General features: G+C 70.2%; 16 protein-coding genes. 12 read left to right on the plus strand and 4 right to left on the minus strand.

The genetic code is table 11. From position 1 onward, the window contains the following. Positions 1-26: 26 nt before the first annotated feature. The 4 genes from BLW83_RS06075 to BLW83_RS06090 are packed head-to-tail and all read left to right on the plus strand — an operon-like array spanning position 27 to position 4,775. Positions 27-1,463 (plus strand): DUF294 nucleotidyltransferase-like domain-containing protein, encoded by a 1,437-nt coding sequence (locus tag BLW83_RS06075; RefSeq protein ID WP_090847511.1) that lies wholly within the window; start codon positions 27-29, stop codon positions 1,461-1,463. Beyond that, positions 1,460-2,197 (plus strand): sensor histidine kinase, encoded by a 738-nt coding sequence (locus BLW83_RS06080; RefSeq protein WP_090846645.1) that lies wholly within the window; start codon positions 1,460-1,462, stop codon positions 2,195-2,197. Before BLW83_RS06075 ends, BLW83_RS06080 begins: the two co-directional genes overlap by 4 nt. Next, positions 2,194-2,559, plus strand: coding sequence for a response regulator transcription factor (locus tag BLW83_RS06085; protein WP_090846648.1), 366 nt, complete (start codon positions 2,194-2,196; stop codon positions 2,557-2,559). Before BLW83_RS06080 ends, BLW83_RS06085 begins: the two co-directional genes overlap by 4 nt. Further along, complete coding sequence (locus BLW83_RS06090; protein WP_090846650.1) at positions 2,556-4,775, plus strand: 3'-5' exonuclease; 2,220 nt, start codon at positions 2,556-2,558, stop codon at positions 4,773-4,775. Before BLW83_RS06085 ends, BLW83_RS06090 begins: the two co-directional genes overlap by 4 nt. Here BLW83_RS06090 and BLW83_RS06095 read toward each other — a convergent pair. The 3 genes from BLW83_RS06095 to trpA form a co-directional block, all read right to left on the minus strand. Then, the gene (locus BLW83_RS06095; RefSeq protein WP_090846652.1) at positions 4,772-5,233 is read right to left on the minus strand and encodes a hypothetical protein; all 462 of its coding nucleotides are present in this window, start codon (positions 5,231-5,233) and stop codon (positions 4,772-4,774) included. The two genes, BLW83_RS06090 and BLW83_RS06095, sit on opposite strands and share 4 nt — an antisense overlap. A gap of 95 nt (positions 5,234-5,328) precedes the next feature. Further along, positions 5,329-6,051, minus strand: coding sequence for a molecular chaperone DjiA (locus BLW83_RS06100; protein WP_090846654.1), 723 nt, complete (start codon positions 6,049-6,051; stop codon positions 5,329-5,331). 274 nt (positions 6,052-6,325) lie between these two features. Next, positions 6,326-7,171, minus strand: coding sequence for a tryptophan synthase subunit alpha (gene trpA / locus BLW83_RS06105; protein WP_090846656.1), 846 nt, complete (start codon positions 7,169-7,171; stop codon positions 6,326-6,328). Between the two features lie 150 nt (positions 7,172-7,321). Here trpA and ychF point away from each other — a divergent pair, with 150 nt between their 5' ends. The 8 genes from ychF to BLW83_RS06145 all read left to right on the plus strand — a co-directional run bounded on the left by ychF (position 7,322) and on the right by BLW83_RS06145 (position 14,554). After that, the gene (ychF, locus tag BLW83_RS06110; protein WP_090846658.1) at positions 7,322-8,419 is read left to right on the plus strand and encodes a redox-regulated ATPase YchF; all 1,098 of its coding nucleotides are present in this window, start codon (positions 7,322-7,324) and stop codon (positions 8,417-8,419) included. A gap of 197 nt (positions 8,420-8,616) precedes the next feature. Then, positions 8,617-8,937: a hexameric tyrosine-coordinated heme protein gene (locus BLW83_RS06115; RefSeq protein ID WP_090846660.1), complete on the plus strand. Its 321-nt coding sequence runs from the start codon at positions 8,617-8,619 to the stop codon at positions 8,935-8,937. Between the two features lie 10 nt (positions 8,938-8,947). Then, entirely contained in the window at positions 8,948-9,289 is a 342-nt protein-coding gene (locus BLW83_RS06120; RefSeq protein WP_090846662.1) for a carboxymuconolactone decarboxylase family protein, read from the plus strand. Further along, the gene (locus BLW83_RS06125) at positions 9,286-9,648 is read left to right on the plus strand and encodes a DUF488 domain-containing protein (protein WP_090846664.1); all 363 of its coding nucleotides are present in this window, start codon (positions 9,286-9,288) and stop codon (positions 9,646-9,648) included. Before BLW83_RS06120 ends, BLW83_RS06125 begins: the two co-directional genes overlap by 4 nt. Before the next feature lie 169 nt (positions 9,649-9,817). After that, the gene (locus BLW83_RS06130) at positions 9,818-11,014 is read left to right on the plus strand and encodes a polyheme membrane-associated cytochrome C (RefSeq protein ID WP_218139084.1); all 1,197 of its coding nucleotides are present in this window, start codon (positions 9,818-9,820) and stop codon (positions 11,012-11,014) included. 49 nt (positions 11,015-11,063) lie between these two features. Further along, positions 11,064-11,828, plus strand: a complete 765-nt coding sequence (locus tag BLW83_RS06135; RefSeq protein WP_090846666.1) for an RNA methyltransferase — start codon at positions 11,064-11,066, stop codon at positions 11,826-11,828. 87 nt (positions 11,829-11,915) lie between these two features. Beyond that, positions 11,916-13,061 carry a heme A synthase gene (gene ctaA / locus BLW83_RS06140; RefSeq protein ID WP_090846668.1) on the plus strand — a complete coding sequence of 382 codons (1,146 nt, stop codon included), beginning with the start codon at positions 11,916-11,918 and terminating at the stop codon, positions 13,059-13,061. Positions 13,062-13,078: 17 nt separating this feature from the next. Then, entirely contained in the window at positions 13,079-14,554 is a 1,476-nt protein-coding gene (locus BLW83_RS06145; RefSeq protein WP_245728651.1) for a carboxypeptidase M32, read from the plus strand. Positions 14,555-14,664: 110 nt separating this feature from the next. Here BLW83_RS06145 and BLW83_RS06150 read toward each other — a convergent pair whose 3' ends face one another. Beyond that, positions 14,665-15,360, minus strand: coding sequence for an SDR family NAD(P)-dependent oxidoreductase (locus BLW83_RS06150; protein WP_090846672.1), 696 nt, complete (start codon positions 15,358-15,360; stop codon positions 14,665-14,667). Positions 15,361-15,389: the final 29 nt, after the last annotated feature.

Here is a 15,389-nt window from a genome sequence, read left to right on the forward strand (position 1 = left end):
GGCCTTTGGGTCCGGCCGTGCCGCTGATGTCCGGCGACGATGCGCGGCGCGAGACGCTGACGCTGATCACCTCGCGCGTGGGGGATGCGCCGGTGCGCAAGCCGTTCTTTCTGGACGGGGGGACCGACATCGTCAGCGCCTGCCGGCAGATGGCGGCGGCCGGGGTCACCGATGTGCTGGTGCGGGGCGGCGGTGGCGACGCGGACCGGCTGGGCATCTTTACCACCACCAACCTGCGCGACGTGCTGCTGATGGACCGCCCGCCGGCCTCTGTCACCCTGGCCGAGGTCGCCGCATTCCCCGCCGTCACCATCGAGCGCGGCGCCGAGTTGTTCGAGGCGATGATCCTGATGCTGCGCCACGGCGTCCACCGGTTGGTGGTCTGCGAGCGCGGGCAGGTGGCCGGGGTGCTGCGCCAGCTGGACCTGATGGGGTTTCTGGCCAACCGCTCGCATCTGATTGCGCTTGAGGCGGCCGAGGCCGGCAGCGTCGCGGCGCTGAAACGCGCCGCCGACCAGATCGCGCCGCTGATCGCCGCGCTGCATCGGGACGGGGTGCGGGTCGAGGTCATTGCAAGGCTGGTGGGCGAACTGAACCGCACCGTGTTCCGCCGGTTGTGGGAACTGGTGGCACCCGAGGGGTTGCGCGAAAATTCCTGCCTGATCGTGATGGGCAGCGAGGGGCGCGGCGAACAGATCATGCGCACCGATCAGGACAACGGCCTGATCCTGCGCGACGGCGTGGCGGCTGACACCGCGGCCAAGGCCACCGCCGCATTCACCGCCGCGCTGGTCGATTTCGGCTATCCTCCGTGCCCCGGCGGCATCATGGCCAGCCGCCCCGACTGGTGCCGCGACGTGGCGGGCTATCGCCGCGCCATCGGGCAATGGGTGCATGGCGACGACCCCGAGGGGCCGATGAAGCTGGCCATCTTCATGGATGCGCTGGCGGTGTCGGGCGACGCGGAACTGCTGGCCGGCCTGCGCGCGCATCTGGCGCGGCTGATGTCGGACAGCGACGCCTATCTGGCGCGGTTCGCGGCCTCGGTGAACAGTTTTTCGCAGGATCGCAGCTGGTGGTCGCGGCTGCCGGGGATGACCGGGCGCGGCTCGGCCGAGGTGGACATCAAGAAGCTGGGGATATTTCCCATCGTGCAGGGCGCGCGGGCGCTGGCGCTGAAATACCGCGTCCCCGACCTGCCCACCGCCGCGCGGCTGGCGGCGCTGGCGCAAATGGGGCGGATCACGCCTGCGCAGGCCCGCGACCTGTCCGATGCGCTGCATTTCCTGATGGGGGTCAAGCTCGACAGCAACCTGCGCCAGATCGAGGACGGCCGCGCCCCCGACAACCTGATCCGGCTGGATGCGCTGGGCGCCCTGGACCGCGAGGGGCTGAAAGAGGCGCTGGCCATCGTGCGCGGTTTCCGCGACTGGATTACCCAAGCCTTCCGGTTGCAGACATGAGCGGGCGCGGCGGTCACTCGGCCCCCGGCGCGGCTGCGCAGGACGAGGCTCTGGCCGCTGCCGTCCACGAACTGCGCACACCGCTGACCGCCATTCGGGCGCTGGCCGAGCTGATGCAGGACAGCCCCGACATGGACCCCGCCCAGCGCGACGGCTTTCTGTCGATCATCGTCGATGAGTCCGCGCGGCTGGGGCGGCTGGTGGACGGCATCCTTGATGCCGCAAGGCTGGGCAGCGCATTTGCCGACGGGAAGATGGCGGCGCTGGACCCGGCCGCGCTGCTGCGCGATGCGGCGGCGGTGGTGCGGCCTTGGCTGGCGGGGCGGGGCGTGGCGCTGGGGCTTGACCTTGCGCCGGCGCCGGCGATCTGCGGCGACCGCGACCGGCTGTTGCAGGTGGTTCTGAACCTGCTGTCGAACGCCGGTAAATTCGCCCCCGAGGGCCGCGGCCGCGTCGCCGCCGCGCTGCGTCCCGCGCCCGGAGGGGTGGAAATTTCCGTCACCGACAACGGCCCCGGCATCCCCCCGGCGGAATACGAGGCCATCTTTCTGCCCTGGCACCAGTCGGGCGCGCGCGCCGACCGGCCCAAGGGCACCGGCCTTGGCCTGCCGCTATCCCGCGCGATTGCCCGCTGCCACGGCGGTGACATCACCGCAGAACCGGCGCCGCAAAGGGGCGCGCGCCTTGTCCTGACCCTGCCGCTCGACCCGGCCGAACGAGAGGGAAACCCATGACCCGCACCGTGCTGATCGCCGATGACGAACCCAATATCGTCGTCTCGCTGGAGTTCCTGCTGAAACGCGAGGGCCACCGCGTGCTTGTCGCCCGCGACGGGGCCGAGGCGCTGGCGATGATCCGGGCCGAGCGCCCCTCGCTGGTGCTGCTGGATGCGATGATGCCCGGCCTGTCGGGGTTCGACCTGTGTGAAACCATCCGCAGCGACCCCGACCTGTCCGGCATCCGCATCGTCATGCTGACCGCGCGTTCGCGCGAGGCCGATCAGGCGCGCGCCATGGGGGCGGGGGCGGATGCGTTCGTGGCCAAGCCGTTTTCGACGCGCGATCTGGCCGGGCGCATCCGGGAACTGCTGGCATGAGGTCGCGGGGGCTGGCGCCGCTGATCGCGCCGGGGGTGGCGCTGGGGCTGTGGTCGCTGGGGGGCGCGGTGGTGTTCCTGTCGGTGCTGGGCCCGCAGGGCGCGGCGCTGCGGCAGGCGGTATTCGACGCGCTTGAGGCCACATGGATGGTGATGTTCCTGTGGTGGCTGGGGGCGGCGGTGCTGCTGGGGTGGCTCGCGCAGCGCGCCCGCCGCCGGCTGATCCTTGCCCCGCAGCGCCTGCTGGGCGCCATGCGCATCGCCGCCGCGGACGAGACGATGGATGCCGTCCCCGAGATCGCCCACACCCCGGAAACCCAGGCGCTGGCGCAGGAAATCGACCGGCTGCTGGGGCAGCGGCGGGAACTCGCGTCCTATATGGCGCGGCTGGTGGCCGACGCCAGCCGCAGCGTCGCCGAACAGCGCGACCAGCTGGCGGCGCTGATGACCGAACTTGACCACGCGGTGGTGGTCTGCAACCGCGAGGGGCGGATCCTGCTGTATAACGGCCGGATGCGGACGCTGGCGCGGCGGATTTCCGGGCGCGGCGGCGGCGACAGCGCGGGGGCCGAGCTGATCGGGCTGGGGCGGTCGATCCATGCGCTGATCGACAAGGCGGCGCTGGATCACGCGCTGGACCGGGTCGAGGCGCGGATCGCGCGGGGTGCCGACAGCAGCGCCTCGGCCGCGCAGTTCGTCACGGCCTCGGATGCGGGGCATCTGCTGCGCGCCAGCGTGGCCCCGGTGCGGCGGACCGATCTGGCGGGGCTTGGGGGGGACGAGGCCGGGGGCGACGCCGCCGACCCCGCGGCGCTGACCGGGTTTCTCTTGATGCTTGACGACATCACCGAGGATCACGACCGCCAGACCCGCCGCGACCGCGCGTTGCAGGACATGTATGAACGCAGCCGCGCCGCGGTCGCCAACATGCAGGCGGCGCTTGAGATGCTGGAATTCCCCGACCTTGGCGCCGCCGACCACGACCGCTTTCTGGCCGTGATCCGCGACGAGACCGCCGCCATGCACCAGCGCCTGCTGGCCGACGAAGAGGCCGCGGCGCAGGACATCGGCCTGCGCTGGCCGCTGCACGACATGCAGGGCGCCGACCTGATGGCGGCGGCGGTGCGCCGGCTGGCCGCGACCGCGGGCGCGCCGATCACCACCCAGCCGATGGCGCAGGATCTGTGGCTGCGCATCGACAGCTTCGGGCTGATCGGGGCGCTGGACCAGCTGGCGCGCCGCATCCTTGCGCTGCATGACGACCCGGTGCTGTGGCTGCGGCTGACCCCGGCGGGGACGCGGGCGCATCTGGACCTTGGCTGGGTCGCGGACGGCCCGGCGCTGGACCCGCGCGTCTATTCCGCCCTGCCGGACGAGCCGATGGCGCAGCCCGTCGCCGGCGCGTCAACCGTGCGCGAGGTGGTGGACCGCCACGGCGGCGAGATCTGGCTGGAACGCGCGCGCGGCGGCATCGGTGACGGCGTGGGCGGGCGGTTTTTCCGGCTGCTGCTGCCCCGCGCCACCGCCGACATCGCGCCCCCGGAATCTGCCATCGGCAGCCGCCCCGAGTTCTATGATTTCGGCCTGTTCGCCGCCGGCCACGCCAGCGCCGACGACGACCGCAAGCTGTCGGAACTGGCCTTTACCGTGTTCGACTGCGAGATGACCGGGCTGGACCCCGCGGGCGGCGACGAGATCATCCAGATCGGGGCGCTGCGCATCGTCAACACCCGCATCCTGCGCGGCGAGACCATCGACCAGCTTGTGGACCCGCAGCGCTCGATCCCCGAGGCGGGCATTGCCATCCACCACATCACCCCGCAGATGGTGCGCGGCCAGCCCCTCATCGCCGAGGTGCTGCCGGTGTTTCACCGCTTTGCCGCCGACAGCGTGCTGGTCGGCCACAACATCGCATTCGACATGCGGTTCCTCAAGCTCAAGGAGGCCGCGACCGGGCTGCGCTTTGACCACCCGCTGCTGGACACGCTGCTGCTGTCGAGCGTGCTGCACCCGGCCGAGGACAGCCACGCGCTAGAGGCCGTGGCCGCGCGGCTGGGGGTCGAGATCGGCGCCCGCCACACTGCGCTGGGCGACGCCGTCGCCACCGCCGAGGTGTTCGCGCGGATGATCCCGCTGCTGGCCCGGCAGGGGATCGAGACGCTGGGGCAGGCGCGGGCGGCCTCGGACCGCTCGCAATTCGCGCGGCTGCGCTATTAAAGCTCGATCTGCGGCAGCAGCGGCGGCAGCTCCAGCGGCCTTTCGGCGGGGGGCAGGTGGTCGCGGCTGCGCGGCATCAGGTTTTCCACCGGCGGCGGCGGCGGCGCGCCCGGCTTGCGGCGGATGATGATGTCGCCGTTCGCCAGCCGCTCGGGCGGCAGTTCGTAATTGCCAATGTCGTCCATCAGCCGGCCGATGTCCTGCAACGCGGGGCGGTATTCGTCGACAAGCCCGCCCATGTCCTCGGCCAGCTCTTGCAGATGCGGCTGCGCGCGGTCGAGAAAATCCATGAGGAAACCTTCGAGAAAGCTCGGGGCGTCCGGGGCCTGCGGCGCGCTGTCGGGCGCAGGCTCGTCGGCGCGGGGCATCTGGAAAGGTGCGCTGTCGGGGGCGACCTGCGCTGCGGCGGGCAGGGAAAGCGCCAGCGCGATCGCCGTAAGGGGAAGAATGCGGGTCATCGGGACTCCTGACCGGGAAACGGCCTGAACCGGGAAAAAAGGGGCCTGGCCCCTTGTGAAACACCCCGATCAGATGGGGGTTCCCTGCGCGCCGGTCAACCGAACTGCGCGCGATAGGCCGCCCAGGCGCCGTTGATCGCACGGGTGCGCGATTCGGCCAGCCGCACCGCCTCGGGGGGCAGGCCGCGGGAATGTGCGCGGTCGGGGTGGTTTTCCAGGATCAGCCGGCGATAGCGTTCGCGGGCCTGCGGCAGGGGCGTGCCGGGGGCCAGCCCCAGCACTTCGCACGGCAGGCAGCGGTGGTCGGGCACCCGGCGGGCCCGGATCAGCGCGTGGTCGCGGGCGGTGACGCCGAAGATGCGGGCGACCTCGTCTAGGAAATCGCGGGCGGCGTGGTGTAGGCGCGGGGCGTCGCCGGCCGTGGCGATCACATAAAGCCCGTCCAGCACATCGACCAGCACCGGGTCGCCGGGGGGCAAAAGCCGCGCCAGCCGTTCGGCCCACAGCTCGAACCCGGCCACGTCCTGGCGGGCAAGGTCAAAGACCCGCGCGGCGTGGCGTTCCTCGGCGCGGGGGATCTTGAAGATACGGCGAAAGGCGGCGACCTCGTCGCGGGTGACGCGGCCGTCGGCCTTGGCCATCTTGGCCCCCAGCGCGATCACCCCGATGGTGAAGGCGACCGAGCGTTCCGGCGGCACGACCGCCCGCCGCGCCCCGATCAGCGCCGCCAGCCGATCGCCGATTCGCTGCCAGAACCCGCGGGGCGGGGGCAGTTGCGGTGCCGGGGTGCCGATATGGGCGTGGGTCGGATCGTCCATGTGCGCCAACCTATCGGACCGGGGCGGCGCGCGAAAGAAGAACCCTCGGGTTTGGCGGGGCGAAGCGCGCGGTTCGCGATCACAAGACGGACAGGTGGTGGCCATATGGCAAAGGCATCGGGGCTCTGCCCCGAACCCCGGGATATTTATAACCGCCCGAACCGCCGCCGCCCCGCGTGGCGAGGTGCTTCTTCATCATCCAAATATCCCGGGGGAGCGCGAAGCGCGGGGGCAGCGCCCCTGTCCTGCCTTTCCACCGGCGCGCGCGCGGCGCTCAGGCCCGGCGCACGCCCTCGGCCAGGCTGCGCACGAAGCCCAGCACCTGATCCACCGGCTTGCCCTCGGCGATGTGGCGCACGATGGCAGAGCCCACCACGCAGCCGTCGGCCACCCCGGCCACCGCCTGCGCTGCATCGGGGGTCGAGATGCCGAAGCCCACCACCACCGGCAGTCCCGAGGCGTCGCGGATGCGTGCGACCTCGGGGGCGACCTCGGCCGCATCGGCGGCGGGGCCGCCGGTGATCCCGGTCACGCTGACGTAATAGACGAACCCGCTGGTGTTCTGCACCACCGCCGGCAGGCGCCGGTCGTCGGTGGTGGGCGTCGCCAGCCGGATGAAGCTGATCCCGGCCTCGGCGGCAGGGATGCAGAGCTCGGCGTCTTCCTCGGGGGGCAGGTCCACGACGATCAGCCCGTCCACCCCGGCTGCGGCCGCGTCTGTCAGGAACTGCTCGACGCCGCCCGCGCGCGCATAGATCGGGTTGTAATACCCCATCAGCACGATGGGGGTGTCGTCGTCCTCCTGCCGGAACTCGCGCACCATTTCCAGCACTCCGGTCGCCGAGCCGCCCGCGGCCAGCGCCCGCTGCCCCGCCGCCTGGATCGTCGGCCCGTCGGCCATCGGGTCGGTAAAGGGCATCCCCAGCTCGATGATGTCCACGCCCGCGCCCGGCAGCCCGCGCAGCACCTGCATCGAGGTTTCCCGGTCGGGGTCGTAGCCCATGGTATAGGTGGCGAACGCCTTGCGGTTTTCGCGGCCCAGCCGCTGGAACAGCCGGTCGATGCGGGTGCCGGGGCGGGTGGTGGGGCGGGTGATGGTGCGCGCGGTCGCGTCGGTCATGGGCGGGGCCTTTCCTGGATGGGGAATCCTTAGCCGGGCCACGGCGAAAGGGAAAGATGCGCGCGGCCCCGCCCCCGCTTTACCCGGCCCCCGCTTTACCCGGCCCCGCCCGTGACCTAGAACCCCGGCGAAACCGGGAAAGGATGCAGAATGGGCTTTCGCATGGGGATCGTCGGGCTGCCGAATGTCGGCAAGTCCACGCTGTTCAACGCGCTGACGCGCACCGCCGCCGCGCAGGCCGCGAACTTTCCCTTTTGCACGATCGAGCCGAACGTGGGCGAGGTCGCGGTGCCGGACCCGCGGCTGGACCTGCTGGCCGGGATCGCCGGCTCGAAACAGACCATCCCCACCCGGATCACCTTCGTGGACATCGCCGGGCTGGTAAAGGGTGCCAGCCGGGGCGAGGGGCTGGGCAACCAGTTCCTGGCCAATATCCGCGAGGTCGACGCCATCGCCCATGTGCTGCGCTGTTTCGAGGACGGCGACATCACCCATGTCGAGGGCCGCGTGGACCCGGTGGCCGATGCCGAGACCATCGAGACCGAGCTGATGATCGCCGATCTCGAATCCATCGAGCGGCGGCGGGCGAATCTGGTGCGCAAGCTCAAGGGCGGCGACAAGGAGGCCGCCGATCAGGAACGGCTGCTGAAGCTGGCGCAAGAGGCGCTTGAGGCCGGGCGCCCCGCCCGCAGCGTCACCGTGCCCGAGGACGACCGCCGCGCCTGGGGGATGTTGCAGCTACTGACCGCCAAGCCCGTGCTTTACGTCTGCAACGTGGCCGAGGCCGAGGCCGCGACCGGCAACGCCCAGACCAGCGCCGTGGCGGAAATGGCGCGCGCGCAGGGGGCGGGGCATGTGGTGATCTCGGCCCGGATCGAGGAAGAAATCAGCCAGCTGCCCGAGGACGAGGCGCAGCTGTTCCTGTCGGAAATGGGGCTGGACGAGGCCGGGCTGGATCGGCTGATCCGCGCTGGCTACGAATTGCTGGGGTTGCAGACCTATTTCACCGTCGGCCCGAAAGAGGCCCGCGCCTGGACCATCACCCGCGGCACCTTGGCCCCGCAGGCGGCGGGCGTGATCCACGGCGATTTCGAAAAGGGCTTCATCCGCGCGGAAACCATTGCCTTTGACGATTACGTTGCCGGCAATGGCGAGGCCGGCGCCCGCGAGGCCGGCAAGTTCCGCGTCGAGGGCAAGACCTATGAGGTCAAGGACGGCGACGTTCTGCATTTCCTGTTCAACGCCTGAGCCGCGGCGTCTGCGGCCCGGGCGCAGCGGGGGTTTCACACCCCCGCACCCCCGTGGGATATTTCCGGCAAGATGAAGATATGGAAGGACGGGCCGTGCAAGCGGCTGTTTCGGCGGGAAGGGAACGAAAGCGCGGCTCTGACGTTTCCGTGAACAGGGTGATCCCCTGTTTTTCCCGGAAAAAAGGAGTCCTTTCCATGCGCAAGTTCCTGACGATGCTTGCGGTGTCCCTGGCGCTGGCGCTGCCGGCGGTTGCGCAGGATACCGCCCAGCCCGCACCTGATGCCGCGGCCGAACCGTGGCTGGCCAGCCTGATCACCGACAGCCCGCAGGCGGGGTTCGACCTGGCGATCACCATGGCGCGCAAGGCCGTCACCACCACCCAGACCGACAAGGACACGCTGCACAAGCTGCGCCCCAATTATGCGCATGACCCGCAAAGCCTGATCGGCGTGTCGGGCGTGGCCGCGACCTGGTTTGCGACCATTGCCGCCGCCAACGGCTATTGGCGCGAATAGGGGGTGTGTCATGTCAGAGATTCACTTTCCCAAATCGACCCCTGAAATCGCCCGCCGCCGCCATGAGCTGGCCCCGGCTATGGACGATGCCTTCAAGGCGTTTTCGCAGGCCGTATTCGCGGATGGGGCGCTGGACAAGCGCACCAAGCAGCTGATCGCGGTGGCGGTGGCGCATGTCACTCAATGCCCCTGGTGCATCGAGGGTCACGTCAAGGGCGCCCGCCATTCCGGCGCCAGCGACGCCCAGATCATGGAGGCGATCTGGGTCGCGGCCGAGATGCGCGCCGGTGCGGCGTTCGCACATTCCATCAAGTCGCTGGACCTGCTGGGGCAGGGGCCGGAGGGCGCTTGACCAGGGGCGCCGAAATCCATCTGGCGCGAGTGTCGGACGGGGCCGAGGCGATGGTCGGTGCGCGGCTGCTGGTGGACCGGATCTGGCCAAGGGGGATCCCCAAGGCCGAGCTGCAACCGGACGACTGGCTGCGCGACATCGCCCCCAGCACCGGGCTGCGCAAGTGGTTCGGCCACGACCCCGCGCGCTGGCCCGAGTTCCGCCGCCGCTACCGCGCCGAGCTGGACGCCAACCCCGATGCCGTCGCGCGCGCGCTGGAGTGGTGTCGCAAGGGTCCGGTGACGCTGCTGTTCTGGGCAAAGGACCGCGAGCATAATCAGGCCGTGGTCCTGCGCGACTATCTGGCCGGCCGGCTTTAGCCGCTGCGGGCGGGGCGCCTGCGGCAACATGTCCGGGTGCGCGGCGCGGCTGCACGGACCTAGGCTGGGTGGCAGGAAGCCACGTCCACGATCCGCGTCAACGATCTTTGACATTCACGTCCAGCCAGTGTCGCCGCATCCCGGCGTCCCGCCAAGGTGGAGAAGGAAGATGACCAAGCCAGACCTCACGCCCCGCCCGGGCGTGCTGTTGCGCCTGTGCGCCTTGCCGCTGCGGGTGCTGCCGTTGCTGGTGCTGGCGTTGCTGGTGCTGGCGCTGTTGGCCCAGCCCATGCCCGCCGCCGCGCAGCAGCAGCAACAACCCGCCGCGCAGCAGCCCGGGGGCGAGCCGCAGATGATGCCGGTCGCGCGGGTTCCGTTCTATCACGACTGGGCGCAGTCGCCCCATGCCAAGGCCGATGCGCCGGCCTTCAACAACTGGAACGAGCAGGGCGAGATCCCCGAGGCCTGCGCGCGCTGCCATTCGACGCCCGGGTTTCTCGACTATATCGGCGCCGATGGCAGCACGCCCTGGGTGGTCGACAAAAAGGCCCCGACAGGTTCGGTGATCGGCTGTTCGGCCTGTCACAACGAGACCGCGCGGATGATGACCTCGGTCACCTTTCCCTCGACCCTGCGGGTGGAAAACCTTGGCTCGGACGCGCGCTGCATGACCTGCCACCAGGGGCGGAGCTCGGGCAGCATGGTCGATGCCGCGGTGGCCGGGCAGGACGAAGATGCGGTGGTGCCGGAACTGGAATTCATCAACATCCACTATCGCGCCGCGGGGGCCACGCTGATGGGCACGCTGGCGCGCGGCGGCTATGAATATCCGGGCCGCGCCTATGCCTCGGCCCGCAACCACCCGGCGCCGTTCAACAGCTGCATCACCTGCCACGAACTGCACACGGTGGCGCCAAAGACCGAACCCTGCGCCGCCTGCCACGAAGGCGTGACGGGGCGCGAATCGCTGGCCTCGATCCGCAAGGGCAAGGTCGATTACGACGGCAACGGCGACGTGACCGAGGGCATCGCGGCCGAGATCGCGGCCCTGCACGACCGCCTGCTGGCCGCGATCCGCGCCTATGCAGCCGAGGTGGCGGGCGCCCCGATCGGCTATCACGCCCATGCGCATCCGTATTTCTTCAACGACGGCGACGGGGACGGCGCGATCAGCGACACCGAGGCGCAGGGGCCGAACAAATATGCCTCGTGGACGCCGCGGCTGCTCAAGGCGGCCTATAACTATCAGTTCGTCGCCAAGGATCCCGGCGCCTATGCCCATAACGCGCCCTATGTCATCCAGCTGATGCACGATTCGCTGGCCGATCTGTCCGAGGGGAATGTCGCGGGGCTGCCCCGGCCCTGACGCAATCCACCGCTTGCCTGCGCCCCGCGCGCGCGCTAGGGCGCAGCTCATGTCGCAAAGCGCCCAACCCGCGCCCTTGCAGCCGGTCGTGATCCTCGTGCGGCCGCAGATGGGGGAAAACATCGGCGCCGCCGCCCGCGCCATGCTGAATTTCGGCCTGACCGAGATGCGGCTGGTGGCGCCGCGCGACGGCTGGCCGAACCCGCGCGCGGTGGCCATGGCCTCGGGGGCGGCGGGGCAGGTGCTGGACCGGGCGCGCGTGTTTCCCACGCTGGCCGAGGCGATGGAGGAGATCCACCACGCCTATGCCACCACCGCCCGCGGCCGCGAGCTGACCAAGACCGTCCACACCCCCGCCAGCGCCATGGCCGAGGCGCGACAGATCGCCGCCGGGGGCCGCCGTGTGGCGCTGATTTTTGGCCCCGAACGCGCCGGGCTGGAAAACGACGACGTGGCGCGGGCCAGTGCGGTGGTGACCGTGCCGGTGAACCCGGATTTCCCCTCGCTCAACCTTGCGCAGGCGGTGCTGCTGCTGGGTTACGAATGGGCGCGCGAGGCGCTGCCCTCGCAGCCCGCCCCGCCCGGCCGGCGCCCGCCCGGCGAGGTGCCGGCGACGCGGCTGGAAATCGACCGACTGGCCGACCACTGGGAAGAACGGCTGGATCACGCGCGGTTCTTTTTCCCGCCCGACAAGGGGGCCTCGATGCGGCTGGCGTTGCGCAACCTGTGGTCGCGGATGCCGCTGATGCGGGCGGATGTGCAGATCCTGCACGGGGTGGTGCGGCAACTGACGTGGAAGCCGCGCGACGATTGACCTTTTGCGCTGTCGCCGCCAATGTCCGGCCGCGTTCCGCGCCCCGGTTCCTGCATCCCGTCGTATAAACCACCGAAAGGCCCCGCCATGGCCAAGCGCCCGATCTTTCAGGAAATGTCAGGCGAAACCGCGCCCTCGCCGCAGCAGGCGGGCGGCATGATCGACGCCCGCCCCAAGGGCGCGCGCGGCGCGATCCGCATCTGGCTGGTGGCGCTGTTCGTGCTGGTCGCGGCAATGATCGCGCTGGGGGGCGCCACGCGGCTGACCGGATCGGGGCTGTCGATCACCGAATGGAAACCCGTCACCGGCGCGCTGCCCCCCAGTGGCCAGGCCGCGTGGGAGGCCGAGTTCGCCAAGTATCAGGCGATCCCGCAGTTCCAGGCGGACAACCCCACGATGGAGCTTGCCGGGTTCAAGCGCATCTACTGGTGGGAATGGGCGCACAGGCAGCTGGGCCGTGCGGTCGGGCTGGTCTGGGGGCTGGGGTTTCTGTTTTTCTGGGTCTCGGGGCGGATGCCGGCGGGCTGGGCGCCGCGGCTGCTGGTGCTGGGCGGGCTTGGCGGGTTGCAGGGCGCGGTTGGCTGGTGGATGGTCAGCTCCGGGCTGGTCGAGGGGATGACCGCGGTCGCCTCTTACCGGCTGGCGGTGCATCTGGGGCTGGCCTTTGCCATTCTTGGCCTGATCGCGTGGCAGGTGCTGCAACTGTCGCGGCCGGAAGCGCAGCTTTTGCGCGCCCGCCGGGCAGGTGAGCCCAAGCTGTTTTCCATGGCCACCGGGCTGATGCATCTGGCCTTTGTCCAGATCCTGCTGGGGGCGCTGGTCGCCGGAATCGACGCCGGGCGGCAGTATACCGGCTGGCCGAAAATGGGCGGCGAATGGATCCCCGCCGCGATCTGGGACGCGGGGCTGGGCTGGCGCAATTTCTTTGAAAACGCCGCCACCGTGCAGTTCACTCATCGCATGGTCGGCTATCTGCTGGCGGTGTTCGCGGTGGTGGTGTGGCTGCGCGCCCGCCGCTCGCCCCACCCGGTGACAAAGGGCGCCTTTACCGCGATGATCGCGGCGGTGGGCTTGCAGATCGCGTTGGGGATTGTCACCGTGATCCACGGCGCGCCTTTGGGCGAGGCGCTGGCCCATCAGGTCGGCGCGGTGGCCCTGTTCGTCCTGATCATCCGCGCCCGTCATCACGCGCGCTATCCTTTTGAAACCAGCGTCCGGGGGACGATCCGATGATTTCCGAAAACGCCGCGATGAACGAGTTGCTGGAATACCAGCGCCAGACCGAGGCGCTGTCGTCGGTGGCCGAGCGGCTGGTCTGGGACCAGGAAACCGTGATGCCCCGCGGCGCCACCGAGCAGCGCGCCGAGGAAACCGCCGCGATGGAGGCGATGCTGCACGCACGCCGCACCGATCCGCGCATCGGCGAATGGCTGGAAACCGCGGTGCCGCAATCGCCGTCCGAGGAACGCATTCTTGCGCTGGTCGCCCGCGACTTTGCCCGCGCCGGCGCGGTGCCGGCCGAGCTGGCGACCGAGATCGCCCGCCAGACCAGCCTGGGGCAGGGGGTGTGGGCCGCCGCCCGCGCCAGCGAGGCGCCCGAGGATTTCATGCCGCTGCTGGACCAGATCCTGAGCCTGAAACAGGACGAGGCCCATGCGCTGGTCGCCGCCGGTTTCGGCAACGGCGATCCCTATGACGCTCTGCTGGACGATTACGAACCCGGCGCCACCCAGTCCCAGATCGCCGGGCTGTTCGAGACCATGCGCCCCCGGCTGGTCGCCCTGCGCGAGGCGGTGCTGGACGCCGACGGCCAGCCCGAGCCGCTGCGCGGCCGTTTCGCGCAGGAAACCCAGCTGCGGCTGGCACGCGCCTGCGCCACCGGTTTCGGCTATGACTGGACGCGCGGGCGGATGGATATCGCCGTGCATCCGTTTTCCAGCGGGCGCTGGCAGGACAGCCGCATCACCACCCGCATCGTCGAGACCGACCCCTTCAACTGCATCTATTCCACGATCCACGAGGTCGGGCATTCCAGCTATGAACAGGGGATCGACCAGGACCACGCCTTTACGCCGCTGGGCCGCGGTGTCTCGATGGGGGTTCACGAAAGCCAGAGCCGCATCTTTGAAAACCAGCTGGGGCGCAGTCGCGCCTTTACCGGCTGGCTGCATGCGCGCATGGGCGACATGGTGGGCGGGCTGTCGATCACCGATGCGGATGAATTCTACCGCACCGTGAACCGGGTCACCCCCGGCTATATCCGCACCGAGGCCGACGAGGTGCAGTATAACCTGCATATTCTGATGCGTTTCGACCTTGAGCGCGAGCTGATCGCCGGCCGCCTGTCCGCCGACGACCTGGAAGAGGCGTGGAACGCCCGCTTCCTGCGCGATTTCGGGGTAGCGGTGGACAAGCCCTCGAACGGGGTGTTGCAGGATGTGCATTGGTCGGTGGGGCTGTTCGGCTATTTCCCCACCTATGCCTTGGGCAACGTCTATGCCGGTGCCCTGCATCAGGCGCTGCGCGCGGCGGTCCCCGATCTGGACGACAGCCTTGAGGACGGCGACGCCACCCCCGCCGCCGAGTGGCTGCGCGAGAACGTCCACCGCCACGGCGCGCTGTTCGAGCCGGGCGAGCTGGTCGAGGGCGCCGTCGGCGGGCCGGTCACGCCCGAGCCGCTGTTGGCCTATCTGGAAGAGAAGTTCGGCGCGATCTACGATCTGTGATCGGCGTGGCGGGGCAGTGGGGGCGCTGCCCCCGTCGCGCGTTGCGCGACTCCCCCGGGATATTTTCGTGATGAAGAAAAAGCCGCGGCCTTTGGGGCTGCGGCGCCGGTTTATCGGGAAAGTTCCGCCAGGATCCGTTCCGCCTCGGTCATGCAGGGGATGAGGGGGGCGCGGTCCTCGCCGGGGTAAAAGCGCGAGCGCAGCGCGGTCGGCATCGGCCGTGGCTCGGCGATCACCACCTTGGGGCCGAGCCTGCGGTTTTCGGCCTGCCAGCTGCGGGCGAATGCGATCTGCGCGGCCTTGGTGGTGCCGTAGGCGCCGAAGAACGGCTGGCCTCCGCGCGGGTCGTCAAAGAACAGCGCCGTGCCCGCGCGCGCGCGCAGCAGCGGCTCGAACAGCACCGCAAGCCCGTGGGTGGCCAGCAGGTTGACCGCGACCGAGCGATCCATGTCCTTGGGGTCGACATGGGGCGCGGGCGACAGCGGCGTGGCGTGGATCGCGGCGTGGACCCACAGGTCGCAGCCGCCCCAGCGGTCCAGCACCGCCTGCGCCAGCTGGATCATCGCCGCGGGCTGGGTGATGTCCATCGGCGCCAGCGTCGCCGCGCCGCCCGCAGCGCGGATGCGGTCATCGAGTTCCTCAAGCGCGCCGACGGTGCGGGCTACGGCCACGACGTGATGGCCGCGCGCCGCCAGCAGCTGCGCCAGCGCCGCGCCAAGCCCGCGCGAGGCGCCGGTGACGATGGCGACCTTGCCGTTCCGGGCGGGCGCGGTTTGCGGGGCGGGGTCTTGATCGGTCTGGGTCATGCCCGCCCCTTGCCACCCCGCGCCCGGTA

Origin of the sequence: Paracoccus alkenifer (assembly GCF_900108405.1) — a bacterium.
GTDB lineage: Bacteria > Pseudomonadota > Alphaproteobacteria > Rhodobacterales > Rhodobacteraceae > Paracoccus > Paracoccus alkenifer.